14 protein-coding genes are annotated in these 16,441 nt (G+C 71.5%); 7 read left to right on the forward strand and 7 right to left on the reverse strand.

Features of this window, described 5'->3' with window-relative positions; translation table 11 throughout:
• Nucleotides 1-57: 57 nt before the first annotated feature.
• On the reverse strand, nucleotides 58-1,212 hold the full coding sequence (locus HEP81_RS15000) for a cystathionine gamma-synthase (RefSeq protein WP_037662838.1): 1,155 nt from the start codon (nucleotides 1,210-1,212) through the stop codon (nucleotides 58-60).
• Nucleotides 1,213-1,378: 166 nt separating this feature from the next.
• On the opposite strand from HEP81_RS15000, the gene HEP81_RS15005 reads away from it, so the two are divergent.
• The 4 genes from HEP81_RS15005 (at nucleotide 1,379) to HEP81_RS15020 (ending at nucleotide 6,899) form a co-directional block, all read left to right on the forward strand.
• The gene (locus tag HEP81_RS15005) at nucleotides 1,379-2,497 is read left to right on the forward strand and encodes a hypothetical protein (protein WP_037662835.1); all 1,119 of its coding nucleotides are present in this window, start codon (nucleotides 1,379-1,381) and stop codon (nucleotides 2,495-2,497) included.
• A gap of 181 nt (nucleotides 2,498-2,678) precedes the next feature.
• A complete protein-coding gene (locus tag HEP81_RS15010) occupies nucleotides 2,679-4,343 on the forward strand; it encodes a M48 family metalloprotease (protein WP_037662833.1) in 1,665 nt (554 codons plus the stop codon).
• A 53-nt stretch (nucleotides 4,344-4,396) separates the two neighbouring features.
• Nucleotides 4,397-5,497, forward strand: a complete 1,101-nt coding sequence (locus tag HEP81_RS15015) for a hypothetical protein (protein WP_037662831.1) — start codon at nucleotides 4,397-4,399, stop codon at nucleotides 5,495-5,497.
• 79 nt (nucleotides 5,498-5,576) lie between these two features.
• Nucleotides 5,577-6,899 (forward strand): ATP-binding protein, encoded by a 1,323-nt coding sequence (locus tag HEP81_RS15020; RefSeq protein ID WP_182788937.1) that lies wholly within the window; start codon nucleotides 5,577-5,579, stop codon nucleotides 6,897-6,899.
• Between the two features lie 138 nt (nucleotides 6,900-7,037).
• On the opposite strand, the gene HEP81_RS15025 is transcribed toward HEP81_RS15020, so the two are convergent.
• Nucleotides 7,038-8,078 (reverse strand): NAD(P)-dependent alcohol dehydrogenase, encoded by a 1,041-nt coding sequence (locus HEP81_RS15025; RefSeq protein ID WP_037662826.1) that lies wholly within the window; start codon nucleotides 8,076-8,078, stop codon nucleotides 7,038-7,040.
• 182 nt (nucleotides 8,079-8,260) lie between these two features.
• On the opposite strand from HEP81_RS15025, the gene HEP81_RS15030 reads away from it, so the two are divergent.
• The gene (locus HEP81_RS15030; protein WP_037662823.1) at nucleotides 8,261-9,157 is read left to right on the forward strand and encodes a helix-turn-helix domain-containing protein; all 897 of its coding nucleotides are present in this window, start codon (nucleotides 8,261-8,263) and stop codon (nucleotides 9,155-9,157) included.
• 17 nt (nucleotides 9,158-9,174) lie between these two features.
• Here HEP81_RS15030 and HEP81_RS15035 read toward each other — a convergent pair whose 3' ends face one another.
• The 4 genes from HEP81_RS15035 to HEP81_RS15050 all read right to left on the reverse strand — a co-directional run bounded on the left by HEP81_RS15035 (nucleotide 9,175) and on the right by HEP81_RS15050 (nucleotide 13,365).
• Nucleotides 9,175-9,858: an ABC transporter ATP-binding protein gene (locus HEP81_RS15035; protein WP_037662821.1), complete on the reverse strand. Its 684-nt coding sequence runs from the start codon at nucleotides 9,856-9,858 to the stop codon at nucleotides 9,175-9,177.
• Between the two features lie 48 nt (nucleotides 9,859-9,906).
• Nucleotides 9,907-11,400: an ABC transporter permease gene (locus tag HEP81_RS15040; RefSeq protein ID WP_037662820.1), complete on the reverse strand. Its 1,494-nt coding sequence runs from the start codon at nucleotides 11,398-11,400 to the stop codon at nucleotides 9,907-9,909.
• A gap of 123 nt (nucleotides 11,401-11,523) precedes the next feature.
• On the reverse strand, nucleotides 11,524-12,771 hold the full coding sequence (locus HEP81_RS15045) for a L,D-transpeptidase (protein ID WP_037662817.1): 1,248 nt from the start codon (nucleotides 12,769-12,771) through the stop codon (nucleotides 11,524-11,526).
• Between the two features lie 249 nt (nucleotides 12,772-13,020).
• The gene (locus HEP81_RS15050) at nucleotides 13,021-13,365 is read right to left on the reverse strand and encodes a hypothetical protein (RefSeq protein ID WP_172624668.1); all 345 of its coding nucleotides are present in this window, start codon (nucleotides 13,363-13,365) and stop codon (nucleotides 13,021-13,023) included.
• Between the two features lie 109 nt (nucleotides 13,366-13,474).
• Between HEP81_RS15050 and HEP81_RS15055 the strand changes: the two genes are divergently transcribed.
• Both HEP81_RS15055 and HEP81_RS15060 read left to right on the forward strand, forming a co-directional pair.
• On the forward strand, nucleotides 13,475-13,810 hold the full coding sequence (locus HEP81_RS15055; protein ID WP_037662812.1) for an LAETG motif-containing sortase-dependent surface protein: 336 nt from the start codon (nucleotides 13,475-13,477) through the stop codon (nucleotides 13,808-13,810).
• A 43-nt stretch (nucleotides 13,811-13,853) separates the two neighbouring features.
• Entirely contained in the window at nucleotides 13,854-14,636 is a 783-nt protein-coding gene (locus HEP81_RS15060; RefSeq protein ID WP_172636876.1) for a hypothetical protein, read from the forward strand.
• 220 nt (nucleotides 14,637-14,856) lie between these two features.
• On the opposite strand, the gene hutH is transcribed toward HEP81_RS15060, so the two are convergent.
• Entirely contained in the window at nucleotides 14,857-16,395 is a 1,539-nt protein-coding gene (gene hutH / locus HEP81_RS15065) for a histidine ammonia-lyase (protein WP_037656149.1), read from the reverse strand.
• Between the last annotated feature and the right edge of the window lie 46 nt (nucleotides 16,396-16,441).

A 16,441-nucleotide genomic window follows, 5' to 3' on the forward strand; every position in this document is an offset into this window, starting at 1 on the left:
GGACCGCGATGGGCCCGGATCACCGCTTCGGCGTCCGCCGCGACGTCTGGCCGATGTCTAGCCCAGGGCCTGGCTCAGGTCCTCCACCAGGTCGTCGACGTTCTCGATGCCGACGGACAGGCGGACGAGGTCGGCGGGGACCTCCAGGGCCGAGCCGGCCGCGGAGGCGTGGGTCATCCGGCCGGGGTGCTCGATCAGGGACTCGACGCCACCGAGCGACTCGCCGAGGGTGAACACCTTGGCGCGGTTGCACACCTCGACGGCCGCCTCCTCGCCGCCCTCGACGCGGAAGGAGATCATGCCGCCGAAGGCGCGCATCTGCTTGGCGGCGACCTCGTGCCCGGGGTGCTCGGGCAGGCCCGGGTAGAGCACGCTGGTCACCTTGGCGTGCCGGCTGAGCATGTCGGCGACCTTGGTGGCGTTCTCGCTGTGCCGGTCCATGCGCACGGCGAGGGTCTTGGTGCCGCGCAGCACCAGCCAGGAGTCGAAGGGGCCGGCGACGGCGCCCATCGCGTTCTGGTGGTAGGCCAGTTCCTCGCCGAGGGTCTGGTCGGAGACGATCAGGGCGCCGCCGACCACGTCGGAGTGGCCGCCCATGTACTTGGTCAGCGAGTGCACGACGACGTCCGCGCCGAGCGACAGCGGCTGCTGGAGGTAGGGCGTGGCGAAGGTGTTGTCGACGACGAGACGGGCGCCCGCGTCGTGGGCGACCTGGGCGACGGCGGCGATGTCGGTGATGCCGAGCAGCGGGTTGGAGGGGGTCTCCACCCAGACGGCCTTGGTCCGCGGGGTGATCGCGGCCCGTACGGCGGCCGGGTCGCTGGTGTCGGCGACGGACCACTCCACGCCCCAGCGGGTGGCGACCTTGGAGAAGAGGCGGAAGGTGCCGCCGTAGGCGTCGTTCGGGATCACCACGTGGTCGCCGGGGGTGAGCAGCGTGCGCAGCAGGGTGTCCTCGGCGGCGAGGCCGGAGGCGAACGCGAGGCCGCGGCTGCCGCCCTCCAGCGCGGCGAGGTTCTCCTCAAGGGCGGTACGGGTCGGGTTGGCGCTGCGGCTGTACTCGTAGCCGCCGCGCAGCCCGCCGACGCCGTCCTGCTTGTAGGTCGAGACCTGGTAGATGGGCGGTACGACCGCGCCGGTGAGGGGATCCGCGGTGTTGCCCGCGTGGATCGCGAGGGTCTCGAAGTGCTGACTGATGTGCCTGTCGCTCATGTGCACCGAGCGTAGTGCGCCCGGCGGGATTCCGGCGCCCGGCGGTGTGGGCGGGGGGTGTCCGGAGGGATATCCCTGTGTCGGCTGTCATGCCCAGGATCGGAGTTGTCCACAGGCCGGCGGGCGGGGTTGGTCATGTGGCACCGCTGTCTGGAACTCTTGGGGCATGGTGATTCTCTGGCTGCTCATGGCACTGCTCATGCTGAGCTTCGTGCTGCTCCCGCTGGTGCGACGCAGGCGCGGGATGATCGAGCAGGTGCACCCGGACCACCCGGACGCCGCCGACCCCGCGGACTACGGCTTCCTGCGCCAGGAGGAGCTGGACGTACGGCTGCCGGGCCCTGACCAGGATCTGCTGGACGCGCTGGAGCTGGTGCAGCGCACCCAGGACTACCGGGCGGCGGCTTCGCTGCTGGCCGGCACCGAGACCGCGGGCGAGCTGCGCTGGCAGCGGGTGCAGGCCCTCGGCGGCGCGGCCGCGCTGGAGCTCGAACAGCGTCCCGGCGGGGTGCACCAGACGCCGGGCGGCCAGTGGCTGCGGGTGTGGCGGGCGGAGCGGCCCGAGGACGCGGGCGGTGCGGCCGTGCACGCGGAGTTCCTGGTGCAGCGGGCCTGGCGGGCGTCGGCGACCGGCACCAAGGGCTTCCGGCTGCTCCTGGAGGAGGCCCGGGAGGTGTGCGGGCAGGCGGCCGAGCTGGCACCCGCCGACCCGGTGCCGCACATCATCGAGCTGGCCGTCGGCCGTGGACTGGGCCTGTCCCGTGACGAGTTCGAGCGGCTGTGGCTGAAGGTCCTCGACCGCGCCCCGCACCACATGGGCGCCCATCTGGCCGCGCTCCCCTACTGGTGCGAGAAGTGGCACGGCTCGCGTGAGCAGGCGTACGCCTTCGCCGAGGCGGCCGCCGCCCGCGCCCCGCGCGGATCGCTGCTGGCCGCGCTGCCGCTGTTCGCGGTGTTCGAGCACCTGCCCGAGGTGAATCTGGTGCTGGGCCTGTACCGGAGCGAGGTCGTCGCCAAGGCGATCCAGGGCGCACAGCACGCGGCGCACGAGGCAGGCTCCGCCGACCCGACACTGCCGCACGTCCGCCATCTGCTGGTCTTCTTCCTGGTCCGCGCCGAGCGCTGGGCGGAGGCCATGCAGGAGCTGATACACGTCGACGGCCATGTCGGCGCCCTGCCCTGGACGCTGGCGGCCGACCCGGCGGCCGAGTTCGCCGTCTACCGCGCCCTGGCGGTGGCGGGGTACGAGGCCAACGGGGGCAGCCCGGCGAGCCTGCCCGGCTGACCCGGCCGGCCCCACTCACAGGGCGCCCACAGGAATTTCATTGCCCTTCTGACCTGCGGTAGGGCATAGTTCGGCATCCCCCCACAGCGCGGCTCAGGCTGCTCCGCGTCTTCTCCGTTCTCCTGTCTTCGCGTTCTTCTCTGTTCCGCTGTCTCCGAGGTCCTGTGGGGGGATCCGCCCGATGGGCGCAACTCTGCGCGCGCTGCGTGCTCTTGTGCTGCTGCTCGGCTTCTATCTGCTGAGCCTGGTCCTGCTGGCCGTGCTGGTCGGTGTCGATGTCGTCGCCTTCCGCTGGGGGCACGGCCCGGCGATGCTGAAGCTCGGTTTCGTGACGGTGCTGCTGGCCGTCCCTGTCGTGCAGGGCATGTTCATGCTGCGCACCCCGAAGGGCGAGGACGGCCCCGGGATCGATGTCACCGAGGCCGCCGAGCCCCGGCTGTGGGCGCTGGTGCGGGAGGTCGCCGCGGCGGCCGGCACCCGCGCCCCCGACCGGATCCGGCTCACCGGCGAGGTCAACGCGGCGGTGAGCGAGGACCCGCGCCTGCTCGGTCTGCTCCCGGGACCGCGCCGCCTCTACCTGGGTGTGCCGCTGCTGACCGGTCTGACCGAGGCGCGGCTGAGGGCCGTACTCGCCCATGAGTACGGGCACTTCACCGGCGGCGACACCCGGCTGTCCGCGCTGGTGGTGCGCGGCCGGGTGCAACTGGGGCGGGTCATCGAGCAGTTCCATGAGCGGGCGGACGGCAAGGTGGCCGCCGAGCGGGCCAAGCAGGAGCAGGCCCGGGCCAGGCGGGTCGCCAGGGGCAAGAAGGCGAAGCAGGTCGACACCTCGGGTTCCGGGGCGACGTACCGGATGATGGCGGCGGTCTACACCCAGTACGCCAAGCTGTATCTGCGGGCCTCGCTGTCCACGGCGCGGGGGCAGGAGTTCGCCGCCGACCAGGTCGCCGCCCGGATCGCGGGGCGGGACACGATGGCCGCCACGCTGCGGGAGATCCCGGTGCTGTCCGTCTCGCACGGCTTCTACCTGGACTCCTACGCCACCCTGGGGCTCGGGGCCCGGCTGCTGCCGCCGCGTGGTGAGTTCTTCGGCGGCTTCGGCGCGCTGCTGGCGGCGCGCGCCGAGGAGTTGGAGGGGCTGCGCGCGCGGCTGCCGGAGGAGCCCGCGTCGCCGTACGACTCCCATCCACCGATCGCGGAGCGGGTGCGGCGCATCGAGGCGCTGCCCGCCGACGGCCGAGCCGACGAGGCCACGGGCCCGGCGCTCGCCCTGCTCACCGACCCGGCGCGCACCCTGGCCGCGCTGGAGGACGCCGTGCTGACCGACGAGGTGGTGCGCTACGGGCGGGCCCCCGGCTGGCCGGAGCTGCTGAACGCCTCGATGGCCTCGGGCCTTTCGACGGCGCAGACCCCGTTGCACCAGGCGCTGGCCGCCCGCACCGGGCAGCCGGCGACGCTGGCGGCGCTGCTGGAGGTCGTGGACGCGGGCGGGCTGTGGCAGCTGGCGGAGCAGTTGCCCCTGTCGGCGGAGGCGAAGTCGGCACGGGGGCGGGCGTTCCGCGAGTTCGCGCGGCCGGTGCTGCGCCGGTCGCTGCGGACCATGGTGCTGGCCGAGTTCAGCGCGCGTTCGCTGCTGAGCTGGGACTTCTCCTGGTCCGAGCCGGCCGCCGTACGGCTGCCCGGTGCGCTTCCCGCGGCGGCCGACGGGGACGGGCGCTCCTCGCAGGAGTCCCCGCACGAGTCCTCGGAGAAGTCCCTGGAGGCGGCACTGGACGCGGCGCTCGCGGACCACCCCGACACGACCGCCTTGCGCGCCCTGCTGCCCTCGGCACCCCAGCCCGCCTGAATCGCCCCGCCCTTTTCCTTCTCTCTTTTCCGACGAACGGACCTTACTCACCGATGACCGTCCTGCTCTGGATCCTGGCCGCCTTGGCCCTGCCCCTGGTGATCGCCGCCCTGTGGTTCACCGGTGTGTTCGTGAAGGAGCTGTTCTCCCCGAGCCCGCCCGGGCCGGACGCGACCGCGCTCGCCGCCGAGCGGCTGGGCCTGCTGCCCGCGGAGCGCCAGGACACCGAGCACGCCGCGCCGCCGCCCGCCGCGTGGTCGGCCGCGCTGACGGCGGCACGCTCCGGCGACTGGGCACCGGCGGCCGAGCTGCTGCGGGCCGGCGGGCGTGACTGGGAACGCCGTTCGACGCTCACCGCCGAGCTGGGCACGCTCGCGGCCGAGGAGGACGGCTGGCTGCTGGCCTGGGAGGCCGCGCGGCCGGACGACCCGGACGCGGCCGTGGTCAGGGCGCAGAGCACGGTGCGGCTGGCATGGGATCTCCGGGGCGCGCGGCAGGCCAGATACACGAGCCGGGAGCAGTTCGAGGGGTTCGGGCGGATGCTGTCCGCCGCACGGGAGGAGATCGCGCGGGCCGCGGAGCTGAATCCCGAGGACCCGACGCCGTACGTCGTGGAGATCTGGGTGGCGCTGGGCCTCGGCTGTTCGCACGCCGAGATGGACGAGCTGTGGGAGCGGATCACGAGCCGCGACCCGTACCACTACGGCGCGCACTACGCGGCGCTCCAGTACTGGTGCGCGAAGTGGCGCGGCTCGAAGGAGCTGGCGTTCGACTTCGCGCGGCGCGCGGCGGAGCGGGCGCCGGTCGGGAGCCTGCTGACGGTGCTGCCGCTGATCGCGCGTTTCGAGCACGACGAGACCACCGATGTCGCGGCCGACAGCACCCCCGAGATGCTGGCCCTGGTCGACGCGGGCCTCGCCGACGCGGCGGCCTGCGCGGCGAGCGACCCCGACCGCCCGGGCCTCGCCCAGCTGCGCCATCTGCTCGCCTACTACCTGCACCTCCAGGACCGGCACGAGGCGGCGCTGGAGCAGTTCCGGCTGGTCGACGGCCATGTGGACGCCCTGCCGTGGAACTACCGGGGCGAGGACGCGGCGGCGTACTACTGCCGGGTGCGGAACGAGACGGTGAGGATGGCGGCGGAGGCGGTCTGAGGCCGGGCCCATCGCCGCGTTCGGGTCCCGGCGGCCGGCTCCTCGGCTGGAGATGTCGTACCCAGCCCCCGCGGAGACAATGGGGAGACCCCCTGAGACCCCCTTGGCGGTGAGGTGGTGCCCCGTGCCGGCATGGCATCTGCGCGACTATCACGACGACGATCTCGATCAGGCCATCCAGATCTGGGACCAGTGCCGGCAGGCCGACGAGGACCCGGTGTTCCCGGTCTCGGAGGTCATGGCCGCGGCGAAGGCCGGGCAGACGGCGGTGGTCGCGGTGGTCGGGGACGAGCTGGTGGGGATGGCCGTCGCCCAGGCCCAGGGCAAGCGGGGCTGGATCCTGCTGACGGCGCTCGCCGCGCGCTGGCGCGAGCGCGGCATCGGCAGCGCGCTGCTCACCGAGCTGGAGCGGCGGCTGCGGGCGCTGGGGGTACGGCACATCAGCGCGCTGCTGCCGGTGGGCGCGGCGGGTTCGAAGGCGCTGGCGAACAGCGGCTACCGGAGCCGTGAGGGCCTCACCTACTACGAGAAGCTCGAACCGCTCGGCGCGGCGAACGCCGATGTCCTCGCCGCGCTCGGCGGGCGCATGCTGCCCGAGGGGCTGTGGGACGCGATGGCCGGGATGGAGCGGGAGAAGCAGGTCGTGGAGCGGCGGGTGGTGCTGCCGCTGACGGAACCGGCGCTGGCCGACCGCTACGGGGTGGTGCCGCCGAAGTCGGTCATCCTGTTCGGGCCGCCCGGCACCGGGAAGACCAGCTTCGCCAAGGCGGTGTCCTCCCGGCTCGGCTGGCCGTTCGTGGAGCTGTTCCCCTCGCGGCTCGCCGCCGACACCAGCGAGGGGCTGGCCACGGCGCTGCGGGACGCCTTCGCCGATCTCGCGGAGCTGGACTCGGTGGTGCTCTTCATCGACGAGGTGGAGGAGATCGCGGCCGCCCGCTCCGGCAAGGCGGTGGATCCCGGGCACGGGGTGACCAACGAGCTGCTGAAGCTGATCCCCGTCTTCCGCGAGCACGACTCACGGCTGCTGGTGTGTGCCACCAATTCCGTACGGTCCCTCGACGCGGCCTTTCTGCGGCCGGGGCGGTTCGACTACGTCATCCCCATCGGGCCGCCCGATCCGACCGCCCGCGCGGCGATCTGGGCCCGCTATCTCCGGGGCATGAACGACTCGGTGGACCTCGGCCGGCTGGTCGCCGCGAGTGAGCTGTTCACCCCGGCGGACATCGAGTTCGCCGCCCGCAAGGGAGCGCAGGCCGCCTTCGAACGCGAGGTCGCCCACCGGGAGGGCCGCCCGGCGGACACCGAGGACTACATGAGCGCCATCTCCGACACCCGGCCGACCCTCACCACCCGGGCGATCAAGGAGTTCGGCGAGGACATCGACACGTACAGCAGGCTGTGAGGACACACGTCCCGAAGGGGCGCGGGGAACGGCGCGGGCGACCACGGACAAGCCGCGCCCGGCCGCGCCCCGCCCCCGGCGGCGAATCGCCGCGACGGCCGAGCGCCGCAGGTCAGATCGTCGCGGGTCAGACGCAGGTCAGATCGTCGCGGTGTCGATCACGAACCGGTAGCGCACATCGCTCGCCAGCACCCGCTCGTACGCGTCGTTGATCTCCGACGCGGCGATCAGCTCGATCTCCGCGCCCAGCCCGTGCTCCGCGCAGAAGTCCAGCATCTCCTGGGTCTCGGGGATGCCGCCGATGCCGGAGCTGCTGAGGCTGCGGCGGTTGCCGAAGAGGGACTGGAGGGTGATCTGGACCGGCTCCTCGGGCAGGCCCACGTTGACCATGGCGCCGTCCGTGCGCAGCAGGGACAGGAAGGCGCTGAAGTCGAGCGGGGCCGAGACCGTGTTGAGGATGAGGTCGAAGGTGCCCTTGAGGTCCTCGAAGGTCTGCGGGTCGCTGGTGGCGTAGTAGTGGTCGGCGCCCAGCTTCAGGCCGTCGTCCTTCTTGCGCAGGGACTGGGAGAGGACGGTGACCTCCGCGCCCAGCGCGTGCGCGATCTTGACGCCCATGTGGCCGAGACCGCCGAGCCCGACGACGGCGACCTTCTTGCCGGGGCCCACGTTCCAGTGCTTCAGCGGGGAGTAGGTGGTGATGCCGGCGCACAGCAGCGGGGCGGCGACATCGAGGGACAGGCCCTCGGGGATGCGGACGACGTAGTTCTCGTCCACGACGACGTTCTCGGAGTAGCCGCCGTACGTCGGCGTGCCGTCCCGGCCCGTGTCGTTGTACGTCCAGGTGGGGCCCCGGTCGCAGTACTGCTGGAGGCCGGCCTTGCAGTTGTCGCACTCCCGGCAGGAGTCGACCATGCAGCCGACGCCCACGCGGTCGCCGACGGCGTACTTCGTCACACCGGAGCCGACCTCCGTGACGATGCCCGCTATCTCGTGGCCCGGCACCATCGGGAAGGACGCCTTGCCCCAGCCCTCGCGGACCTGATGGATGTCGGAGTGGCAGATACCGGCGAACTTGATGTCGATCAGGACGTCGAACTCGCCCACTGCCCGTCGCTCGATCTCGGTCCGCTCCAGGGGGGCCTTCGCGGCGGGCGCGGCGTACGCGGCAACAGTGGTCATGGCGGGGTTCTCCCTCACAAGGTCTACGCGTGCCCGGCTGCTTTTCCACCGAGCACATCCCAAGGGTGCCCCGTGTTCCGCGGCGCACCCAGTCCACGCCTTTGCGTACGACCGCTGTGCCTACCACTGGCGGTGTCAGGCTGGCATGCCTACGACCAGCGGGGACGACGGATACTTGCGGTATGGACGAACAGCAGGCCGCCGTGACCGGCCCGCCCCTGGACCGGCGGGCCGAACTCAGCGAGTTTCTGCGCAGCCGACGGGCCCGGCTCAAGCCCGAGGACGTGGGGCTGCCCGACTTCGGCCGGCACCGCCGGGTGCCGGGGCTGCGCCGGGAGGAGCTGGCGCAGCTGGCCGGGGTGTCGGTGGCGTACTACACGCGCCTGGAGCAGGGCAACGGCCGCAATGTCTCGGCGGAGGTCCTGGACTCGATCGCCCGCGCCCTGCGCCTGACGGACGCCGAGCACGCGCATCTGACCCATCTGGCCAAGCCGAAGTCGCACAAGAAGAAGCCGGCGGCCCGCCAGCAGCATGTGCGCCCGCCGCTGCGGCAGCTGCTGGACACGATGGAGGGCGTGCCCGCGTACATCGTGGGCCGGCGTTCGGAGATCCTCGCCTGGAACCGGATGGCGGCGGCGGTGTTCGGCGACTGGGCGGAGCTGCCGGTGACCGAGCGCAACTGGGCGCGGCTGGTGTTCCTCAAACCCGAGTACCGGGATCTGTTCGTCGACTGGGAGCAGAAGGCGATCGACGTCGTCTGCTCGCTGCGCATGGACGCGGGCTGCTATCCGGACGATCCCCGGCTGTCCGCCCTGGTGGGTGAACTCTCCGTCAAGAGCGAGGAGTTCGGCAGGCTGTGGGCCACGCACGACGTCAAGGAGAAGAACCACGGCGTCAAGCGGCTGCACCATCCGCTGGTGGGCGATCTCGCCCTGAACTTCGAGTCCTTCCGCCTGGCGGACGGCACCGACCAGTGCCTGGTCACCTATCACGCGGAGCCCGGTTCCGCGTCGGCCGAGTCGCTGCGGCTGCTGGCCAGTTGGGGCAGTGACGCGACCCGCGCGGGGACCTCCGCGTAGTCCCCGCGCGGCCGGTCTCAGGCGCCCGCGTTCTCCTTCACCGTGATCTTTCCCTTGCGGATGGTGGCGACCCGGGGGGCCTTCTTCGCGAGCGTGGAGTCGTGGGTGACCATGACGAAGGTCAGCCCGTGCTCCTTCCACAGCCGTTCGAGTACGTCCATGATCTCGTCCCGGGTGCTCTCGTCGAGGTTGCCGGTCGGCTCGTCGGCGAGCAGCACCTTGGGCTTCTTCACCAGCGCGCGGGCGATGGCGACCCGCTGCTGCTGGCCACCGGACATCTCGCCGGGCAGATGCCCGAGGCGCTCGCCGAGACCGACGGAGTGCAATGCCTCGGCGGCGAGTTCGCGCCGCTGCTTGGTCTTGATGCCGAGGGGTACGAGGGCGGTCTCCACGTTCTCCTGGGCGGTGAGCGTGGGGATGAGGTTGAAGGACTGGAAGACGAAGCCGATGTTCTCGCTGCGGACCCGGGTCAGCCGGGCCTCGCTCAGCTTGGCCAGGTCGATGCCGTCCAGGACGACCTCGCCGGAGGTGGGCCGGTCCAGGCCGCCGAGCATCTGGAGCAGGGTGGACTTGCCGCCGCCGGTGGGGCCCTGGATGACCAGGCGGTCGCCGTCGCCGATGACCAGGTCGACGCCGTCGAGGGCGTGGACGCTCTCCTTGCCCCGGGTGTAGCGCTTGGTGACGTTCTTGAGTTCATACATGGTGGCTCCTGGGAGGGGTTTCGGGGAGGGCGGTTGCGCGCGGCGCGGCTACTCCACCCGCCGCAGCGCGTCCGCCGGGCGCAGCCGGGAGGCCCGCCAGCCGCCGAACGCTCCCGCGATCAGGCCGCCCGCCACCGCGAGGCCCACCGCCAGCAGGATGGTCGTCAGGCTCACCGGGGCGGTCAGGGCCACCTCCAGGGACTTCGCGGCCTGCCGGCCGGGACCGCCGGCGCTGCCGAACCCGCCGCCGGCGCCGCCCCCGCCGAAGCCGCCGCCACCGGCGCGCCCGCCGCCGAAGCCGCCCCCGCTCGCGCCCAGCTGGGCCTGGAGGGTGGGGCTGATCGCGGTGACGACGTAGGCGCCGGCCAGGCCCAGGGCGATGCCGAGGACGCCGCCCACCAGGCCGTTGACGATGGCCTCGCCGACCACCTGCCGGGTGACCCGGCCCGACTTCCAGCCCAGCGCCTTCAGGGTGCCGAACTCGCGCACCCGGCGGGAGACCGCGGAGGAGGTGAGCAGGCCGGCGACCAGGAACGCGGCCACGAGCACCGCGATCGACAGCCACTTGCCGACGTTGGTGGCGAGCGAGGAGGCGGTGGACAGGGAGCCAGAGACCGTCTTGGCGAGGTCGGAGGAGGTGGTGACCGTCGTACCGGAGACGTTCTTCTGGATCGTGCTCTTGACGGAGTCGATCTTCTGGGAGTCGGTGGCCCGCACGTAGATCGTGGTGACCTTGTCCTTCTCGCCCGCGAGGGTCTGCGCCTGCTTCAGCGGGATGTACAGGTTGGCCGCCGGGTCGCCGCTGTCCGCGGTGGCGATGCCGATCACCGAGTACTTGGTGTCCTTGATGGTGACGGTGGAGCCGACCTTGTACTTCTTCTCCTTGGCGTACGCCGAGTCGGCCACGGCCACCTTGGCATCCGTCTCGGTGGACTTGAAGCCGCGGCCGCTGGTGATCTTGGAGGAGGTCAGCGGGCCGAGCCCGGTCCGCGTGACGTCGGTGCCGTAGACCGAGTACTGGTTGATGTTGAAGTCGGCGCCGCCGCCCTTGACCTCGCCCTGCGGCTGGCCGCTGCCGCCGCCGCGCCGGAAGCCGTAGCCGCCGCTCCCGCCGCTCTGCTGGAACTGGCCGCGGGTGAAGGTGCCGCTGACCTTGACCACGGAGAGGTTCAGACCGCCGGCGGCCGCCGCCACGCCCTGCTGGCCGGAGACCTTGGAGACGGTGGAGGAGGCGAGGGTGCTGAAGCCCTGCACCCGGACCCGGTCGCTGCTCTGCGTGGACTTGTCGCCCTCACCGTGCGCCCCGAACTGGAAACGGGGCTGCTGGGAGCCCGAGGCGGTGGGCGTGGCCGCCTTGGTGACCGTCATGTCCGTACCGAGGCCGTAGAGCGACTGAAGGACCTTGTCCTGGGCCTTGCCCATGCCGCTGGCCACGGAGTTGACGACGATGACCAGCGCGATGCCCAGCGCGAGGCCGGAGGCGACGACGAGCGCCGCCTTCCGACGGCGGCGCAGCTCGCGCCTCAGGTAGGTGAAGAACATGCGCCGCACGTTAGAAACGTCCCGTGACGGCACCCTGAGCCCCCTGTGAGAGATGGCTGAGAAACCCCGGAAACAGCGAGTGCCGCCCCCTCGGGGGCGGCACTCACGGGGCTGTGGGGAGGCTCAGACGGCCGAACCGGCCTTCCACTGGGCCCAGTCCATGTTCCAGCCGTTGAGGCCGTTGTCCGGGGAGACGGTCTTGTCGCCGGTGTGCTGGATCACCACGACGTCACCGATCAGCGAGTGGTCGTAGAACCAGGCGGCCGGGGTGTTCGGGTCGCCCGCGCCCTTGACGTCCTGGAGGCCGACACAGCCGTGGCTGGTGTTGACGCTGCCGAACACCGAGGGGGCGCCCCAGTAGTTGCCGTGGATGAAGGTGCCCGAGGTGGTCAGGCGCATGGCGTGCGGCACGTCCTTGATGTCGTACTCGCCCTTGCCGTCGTCGTCGGTGAAGCCGACGGTCGCGCCGTTCATGCGGGTCTGCTTGAACTTCTCGGAGATCACCATCTGGCCCTCGTACGTGGTGTGCTCGGGGGCGCCGGCGGAGATCGGGATGGTCTTGACGACCTTGCCGTCCTGCGTGACCTTCATCTGGTGGGTCTTCGCGTCGACGTAGGAGACCTGGTTGCGGCCGATGTGGAAGGTGACCGTCTTCTGCTGGACGCCGTAGACGCCGTTGGCTCCCTGGACGCCGTCGAGGGCGAGCTTCAGGGTGACGGTGGAGCCTTCCTTCCAGTAGTCCTGGGGGCGGCAGTCCATGCGGTTGGCGTTGAACCAGTGGCAGGCGACCTCCTGGCCGCTGCTGGTGCTGACCGTGATGCCCTTCTGGACGGCGGCCTTGTTGGTGATCGCCTTGTCGAAGTTGATCGAGACCGGCATGCCCACGCCGACGGTCGTGCCGTTGTCGGGGGTGAAGCTGCCGATGAAGCTGTTCGACGGCGAGACGGTGGTGAAGGACGCGTTCTCGTGGGCTATGCGGCCCTGGGAGTCCTTGGCCGTCGCGGCGATCTTGTAGGTGGTGGAGCGCTCCAGCTGGACGGTCGGCTTCCAGCTGAGCTTGTCCGCGGACAGCTGGCCGGCGACGGCCTTGCCGTCCTCGGTGGTCATGGTGACACCGGTGAGCGTGCCCTTGCCGACCGTGACGGTGCCGGAGTTGTTGATCGACGCGTTGTCCGAGCCGTCCTTCGGGGTGACCGCGATCTGTGCCTCGGACGACTTCTTGGCGGCGGCCGCGTCAGCCTGGGCCTGCGATGATTCACCGCTGCCGTGGGCCGCGGCCTTGTCCCCTCCGGAACAGGCCGAGAGCATCAGCACACCGCCGAGCAGAGCGGACGCGGCCACCAGGCCGTTGCGCCGCTTACCGTCCGTCATCACAAGCTTCTCCATCGTTGCCGAGTCGCAGATAACCCCGAGAGTCCCCGAGTCCCCGTAGGAACCTTCAACGCTACGGCCGGTTCGTCCCGTTCCGGATCCACCGGATCTGTGGGGCACACCACGTCCGCCGGCCCGTGCTGCGGTACATCGCCGGGCGGGTGGTGTGTGATCGGTCCGCGCGCCCCCTCGTACGACGAAACCCCGGACGGCAGGTGGCCGTCCGGGGTTTCAGGTGCCCCGGGACGCTCAGCCGATGCCGTCCTCTTCGTCGTCGTCCTGCCCATCATCCCCGTCGATGTCCCATTCGGGCGAGTCCGGGTCGTAGTCGATCCGCTCACTCGACCAGGAGGCCTGCTGGAGCTCCACCCCGGGCACCGCGCTGACCAGGTCGAACGGGTCCACGAGGTAGGCGAGGGCCTCCGCGGTGTCTTCGGTCACAGCACCCTCGGCCTGGTCCCGCTCGGAGTCCGGCAGCTCGGGATCGGCCGCGAGCCGGCCCAGCGCGGCCTTGGTCACCTCACCGTCGTCCAGGACCTCGACCACCAGCTCCACCCGAAGCCGCACATAACGTGATGTCTCTTCGTCGCTCATGGCGCGAGCGTACGGCCGAAACCTCCCGTGACTTTCCCGTGACCCGCGACTTTCACTAACATCTGCTCACACGGCCAATTCGCCAGCGCCACAAGGGGATCGATATTTCGTGTCATCCGCTCGCCGTCCGCTGCTGACCGCCACCGCCGCGGGCACTCTGCTGTGTGCCCTGTGGTTCGTCCCGTCCGCGAACGCGTCCCAGGAGGGACCGGCGCAGGACACGGCGGTCGGCTCCGTCACGACCTTCTCCGCGCCCGTCACCGAGCAGGCAAGTGTGGTGACGGCGGCGGCCACCAGAGCCGGTTCGGGGTCCGCGGACGACGCCCGGCTCGCCGACACCGGCAGCCCGGACACCACGCCGTACGTCGTCGGCGGCTCCCTGTTCCTCGCCCTCGGCGCCGGGTTCGTGGTCTATTCCGTGCGCCGCGAACGCCTGGGTTTTTAATCTCCCTTGACTGATCTTTCACAGGGCTTACATAGTTCGCCTCATGAAGAGATCATCGGGCGTGCGGCTGTGCGCCACCGTCGCCGTGAGCGCGCTGTCGTTCGCCCTTGTCACGGGGTGTTCTGACGAGGGGTCGAAGGATTCCGCGGACAAGGGCTCCGCGCGAAAGGCGCTGAGCGCCGCCGAGTTGAAGAAGCTGATCGTCACTCAGGACGACCTGCCCGGCTACGCGGTCGGGGCGGTGACTAAGGCCCGCGCCAGCCGGATCACCACCGACAAGGCGGCCTGCGAGCCCCTGACCCGGGTGATGAGCGGGCTCGCGCCCACCGAGGCCCCGGCGAGCACCGACCGCATGGTCACCGAGAACGCGAAGAAGCAGCCCTCGGCCAAGCCGACGTCCCTGGACGACCTGGACGAGGGCGAGTTCGAGAAGACGATGCGCAAGTCCCTCGACCGGGACGTCACCACGGTGGCGCTCGCCTCGTACGACGGGGACGGCGCCGAGCGGGCCCTGACGTCGCTGTCCGCCGCCGTGAAGGCGTGCGCGGGCGGCTTCACCGGCCGGCAGGCGGGCGCCTCGGTGAAGTTCACCCGGATCGCCGCGGAGAAGCCCGCGGGCGGCGGGGACGGGTCGGTGGCGTTCGCCGCGACCATGAAGGAGGACGAGGGCGACGGCGGGGGCACGGCCCTGGTGCACGCCGAGGTGGACCGGCACGGCTCCACCGTCTCCGTCTACTTCACGTCGAACCTGGGCGCGATGATGGCCGAGCAGGCGTACACGGTGACACCCGCGGTCGTGAAGGCCCAGGAGACCAGGCTGAAATGACGGCTAGGGCCTGTCTGACCATTCCCGTCGTCGCCCGGAGGGCGGCCGCGCGGCGTCAGGTGCGTGCTCTCGGGGTGCCGGGCGTAGGCCCTCGTACTGGACGTACTCGGGTCTGCGCCCGGTGCCGCGAGAGTGCGTGCATGGCGTCGCGCGGCAGACGGGAATTGTCAGACAGGCCCTAAGGGGCCCCGGACGCCGCCGGGGCCCCTCCGTCCGCAAGTCACCGGAGCGGGCCGGTGACCTTCTCCACGGCCTCGACCAGGTGCCCGCCGCGCACGAAGGCGTCGGCCGCGGCCAGATCGGGCGCCAGGAAGCGGTCCGGGCCGGGGCCCTGGACACCGGCGGCGCGCGCGGCCTCGATCACGGCCCGGGAGGCGGGCGCCGGGCTCAGGCCCTCGCGCAACTGGATCGCACGGGTGGCCGCGTACAGCTCCACGGCGATGATCCGGGTGAGGTTGTCCACGGCGGTGCGCAGCTTGCGCGCGGCCGACCAGCCCATGGAGACGTGGTCCTCCTGCATGGCGGAGGACGGGATGGAGTCCGCGGAGGCCGGTACGGCGAGCCGCTTCATCTCGCTGACCAGGGCGGCCTGCGTGTACTGGGCGATCATCAGACCGGAGTCCACACCGGCGTCGTCGGCGAGGAACGGCGGCAGGCCGTGGCTGCGGTTCTTGTCGAGGAGACGGTCGGTGCGGCGCTCGGCGATGGAGCCGAGGTCGGCGGCGGCGATGGCCAGGAAGTCCAGCACATAGGCCACGGGCGCGCCGTGGAAGTTGCCGTTGGACTCCACCCGCCCGTCGGGCAGCACCACCGGGTTGTCGACGGCCGAGGCCAGCTCGCGCTCGGCGACCAGGCGGGCGTGCGCCATGGTGTCGCGACCGGCGCCGGCGACCTGGGGGGCGCAGCGCACCGAGTAGGCGTCCTGGACGCGCGGGGCGTCGTCCTGGTGGTGCCCGGTGAGCTGGGATCCCTCGAGCACGGCGAGCATATTGGCGGCCGCGGCGCCCTGGCCCGGGTGCGGGCGGATGGCGTGCAGCTCGGGTGCGAGCACCTTGTCGGTGCCGAGCAGCGCCTCCAGGCTCAGCGCGGCGGTGATGTCGGCGGACTTGTAGAGGGTGTCGAGGTCGGCGAGGGCCATGACCAGCATGCCCAGCATGCCGTCGGTGCCGTTGAGCAGGGCGAGGCCCTCCTTCTCGCGCAGCTCGACGGGCTGGATCCCGTGCTCGGCGAGCAGTTCACCGGCGGGCCGTACGACGCCGTCGGGGCCCTCGGCGTCGCCCTCGCCCATCAGGGTCAGGGCGCAGTGCGACAGCGGGGCGAGGTCGCCGGAGCAGCCGAGGGAGCCGTACTCGTGCACGACCGGGGTGATCCCGGCGTTGAGCACATCGGCCATGGTCTGCGCGACCTCGGGGCGTACGCCGGTGTGTCCGGAGCAGACGGTCTTCAGCCGCAGGAACATCAGGGCGCGGACGACTTCCCGCTCCACCCGCGGGCCCATGCCCGCGGCGTGCGAGCGGACGATGTTGCGCTGCAACTGGGCGCGGAGTTCCGGGCTGATGTGCCGGGTCGCCAGGGCGCCGAAGCCGGTGGAGACGCCGTAGACCGGGTCCGGCTTGGCCGCCAGCGCGTCCACGATCTCGCGGGCCGCGGCCAGCGCCGCCACGGCCTCCTCCGACAGCTCGATCCGGGCAGCGCCGCGCGCCACGGCGAGAACGTCGGACGCCGAGACACCGGACGTCCCCACCACCACAGTGTGCATATCCATATTCAGGAGCGTACGCATTGAATGCAGCGGTGTCACTAGT

It is taken from the genome of Streptomyces griseofuscus (genome assembly GCF_014673495.1).
GTDB lineage: Bacteria > Actinomycetota > Actinomycetes > Streptomycetales > Streptomycetaceae > Streptomyces > Streptomyces murinus.